This window comes from Streptomyces swartbergensis (assembly GCF_002148965.1).
Lineage (GTDB): Bacteria > Actinomycetota > Actinomycetes > Streptomycetales > Streptomycetaceae > Streptomyces > Streptomyces swartbergensis.
In genome coordinates, this window is sequence record NZ_NGFN01000544.1 from 1 (window position 1) to 3,371 (window position 3,371).

Annotated in this window: 2 protein-coding genes and 1 pseudogene; 1 reads left to right on the forward strand and 2 read right to left on the reverse strand. The window is 68.6% G+C overall.

The features are described 5' to 3' along the window. Nucleotides 1-513 (forward strand): annotated as a pseudogene (locus tag CA983_RS41770) (hypothetical protein); the annotation flags it as partial. 121 nt (nt 514-634) lie between these two features. Here the strand turns inward: CA983_RS41770 and pyk are convergent. Next, the gene (gene pyk, locus CA983_RS41775; RefSeq protein ID WP_086605867.1) at nt 635-2,062 is read right to left on the reverse strand and encodes a pyruvate kinase; all 1,428 of its coding nucleotides are present in this window, start codon (nt 2,060-2,062) and stop codon (nt 635-637) included. A 74-nt stretch (nt 2,063-2,136) separates the two neighbouring features. Then, complete coding sequence (locus CA983_RS41780; RefSeq protein ID WP_086605868.1) at nt 2,137-3,351, reverse strand: acetate kinase; 1,215 nt, start codon at nt 3,349-3,351, stop codon at nt 2,137-2,139. Between the last annotated feature and the right edge of the window lie 20 nt (nt 3,352-3,371).

A 3,371-nucleotide genomic window follows, 5' to 3' on the forward strand; every position in this document is an offset into this window, starting at 1 on the left:
GCCCCCAGCCCGTCCGCGAGCCCCTCCGTGGACCCCGAGGACTGCCCGGCCGCCACGGACGCCGAGGGCGGCGTCGACAACCAGCTCCTCGTGCCTGACGACCCCTGGTACCTGGAGGCCAGCTCGCTGACGCTGAACGGTGCCGACTACCAGGGCATCGTGCAGGTGAGGACGGCGAGCGGTGCCACGAAGAAGGTGCTGAAGTACGTCATCAACGACGGCACCGTCATCGGGGACCTGCACCAGATCGTCAAGGACAAGCAGTCGGGTAAGACCCACCACGTCCAGGCGGCGAAGGGCTCGGATTCCACCATCACCGACGGCAAGACGGTGATGTACACGGAGAGGATCTCGGGCAATCTGCTCGGGCTGATCCCGGTCACGTTCGACCCGGAGCACCCGCCGCCCCTGAACATCCCGTGGATCTACTTCACCAAGGTGAAGGTCACGCAGGCCGGCCAGTTCGGCGGCACGCTGACCGTGCCGGGGCTGCACCAGTACGTCACGGACTGAGGCGCCCAGCCAACCGAGCGCCCCTGCAAGCCCGTTCGGGAGCCGCACACAAGCTGAGGGCGCCCCCTGCCGCAGGGGGCGCCCTCAGTGGCGTACAGAGGCCTTCCCGGGCCTCCTCGGATCAGCTCTTCACGCCGCCCAGGTGGTGGACGCGCACCATGTTGGTGGTGCCGGGGACGCCGGGGGGCGAGCCGGCGGTGATGATCACGGTGTCGCCCTCGTTGAAGCGGTTCAGCTTCACCATCTCCTGGTCCACCAGGTCGACCATCTCGTCGGTGCTGTTCACGAACGGCACGACGTGCGGCTCCACGCCCCAGCTGAGGGTGAGCTGGTTGCGGGTGGACTCGTCCGTGGTGAACGCGATGATCGGCTGGACGGCGCGGTAGCGGCACAGCCGACGGGCGGTGTCGCCGGACTGGGTGAAGGCCACCAGCCCGCGGCCGCCGAGGAAGTCGGCGATCTCGCAGGCCGCCCGGGCCACCGAACCGCCCTGTGTGCGCGGCTTCTTGCCCGGGACCAGCGGCTGCAGGCCCTTGGACATCAGCTCCTGCTCGGCCGCGGTGACGATCTTCGACATCGTCTTGACGGTCTCGATCGGGTACGCGCCCACCGAGGACTCCGCCGACAGCATGACCGCGTCGGCGCCGTCCAGGATCGCGTTGGCCACGTCGGAGGCCTCGGCGCGGGTCGGGCGGGAGTTGGTGATCATCGACTCCATCATCTGGGTCGCCACGATCACCGGCTTGGCGTTGCGCCGGCACAGCTCGATCAGGCGCTTCTGCACCATGGGGACCTTTTCGAGCGGGTACTCGACGGCGAGGTCACCGCGGGCGACCATCACGCCGTCGAACGCCATCACGACGTCCTCCATGTTCTGCACCGCCTGCGGCTTCTCCACCTTGGCGATGACCGGGACGCGGCGGCCCTCCTCGTCCATGATGCGGTGCACGTCCTGGACGTCCTTGGCGTCCCGGACGAAGGACAGCGCGACCAGGTCGCAGCCCATGCGCAGCGCGAAGCGGAGGTCCTCGATGTCCTTCTCGGACAGCGCGGGCACGTTGACGGCCGCGCCGGGCAGGTTGATGCCCTTGTGGTCGGAGATGACGCCGCCCTCGATGACGATCGTCCTCACCCGGTGGCCCTCGACCTCGGTGACCTTCAGCTCGACGTTGCCGTCGTTGATGAGGACCTGGTCGCCCTTGGTCACGTCGCCGGGCAGGCCCTTGTAGGTCGTCCCGCAGATCGTCTTGTCGCCCGGGACGTCCTCGGTGGTGATGGTGAACTCGTCACCGCGGACCAGCTCCACGGGACCCTCGGCGAAGGTCTCCAGACGGATCTTGGGGCCCTGGAGGTCGGCGAGGACCCCGATGGCCCGGCCGGTCTCCTTGGCGGCGGCACGGACCCGGTCGTACCGGCCCTGGTGCTCGGCGTGCGTGCCGTGGCTGAAGTTGAAGCGGGCCACGTTCATGCCGGCCTCGATCAGCGCGACAAGCTGCTCGTGGGAGTCGACCGCGGGGCCGAGAGTACAGACGATTTTCGAACGGCGCATGGGGGCGATCCTATCGGTTTGTTTCGCAACGGAATATTCCGTCTGGCGGAAAATACAAAAGGGCGGGTTGCCGCTCAGGTGTGATTCCCCGAACCAATTACCAGCGCGTAGGTCTGTGTCGCGATCTCCAATTCCTCGTCGGTAGGCACCACCGCCACCGCGACCCGGGCGCCCTCGGGCGAGATCAGCCGCGCCTCGTCGCCGCGTACGGCGTTGCGCTCGCCGTCCACCGCCAGGCCCAGCTCCTCCAGGCCCGCCAGGGCGGCCTCCCGCACGGGCGCCGCGTTCTCGCCGACGCCGGCGGTGAAGGCCACCGCGTCCACCCGTCCGAGTACGGCGTAATAGGCGCCGATGTACTTCTTCAGGCGGTGAATGTAGATGTCGAACGCCAGCTCCGCCTGCTCGTCGCCCTCGTCGACGCGGCGGCGGATCTCCCTCATGTCGTTGTCGCCGCACAGTCCGATCAGACCGCTCTTCTTGTTGAGAAGAGTGTCGATCTCGTCGGCGGACATTCCACCAACACGCATCAAATGGAAGATGACGGCCGGGTCCATGTCTCCCGAGCGCGTACCCATCACGAGCCCCTCCAAAGGCGTCAGCCCCATGGAGGTGTCCACGCAGCGACCGCCCCTGACGGCCGAGGCGGACGCCCCGTTGCCCAGGTGCAGCACGATCACATTCGTCTCGGCGGGGTCCTTGCCGAGCAGCTCGGCGGTGGCACGGGAGACGTAGGCGTGCGAGGTGCCGTGGAAGCCGTAGCGGCGGATGCGGTGCTCGTCGGCCGTCTTCACGTCGATCGCGTAGCGGGCGGCCGACTCCGGCATCGTGGTGTGGAAAGCGGTGTCGAAGACCGCGACCTGCGGCAGGTCGGGCCGCAGCGCCCGGGCCGTGCGGATCCCGGTGAGGTTGGCCGGGTTGTGCAGGGGGGCGACCGGGATGAGCCGCTCGATCTCGGCGAGCACGGCGTCGTCGATCACGGTCGGCTCGGTGAAGGACTTGCCCCCGTGCACCACCCGGTGCCCGATCGCGGCCAGTTCGGGCGAGTCCAGGCCGAGGCCGTCCTTGGCGAGCTCCTCGGCCACGGCCTTCAGGCCGGCATCGTGGTCGGCGATCGCCCCGCCGCGCTCCCGGCTCTCGCCGCCGGCCGGGGTGTGCTTCAGGCGTGAGGTCTGCTCGCCGATGCGCTCGACCAGACCCACCGCCAGCCGGCTGTTGTCACGCATGTCGAGCAGCTGGTACTTCACCGACGAGGAGCCGGAGTTGAGGACGAGGACGCGGGTGGGGCTCACTGGGCGGTTGCCTTCTCGCT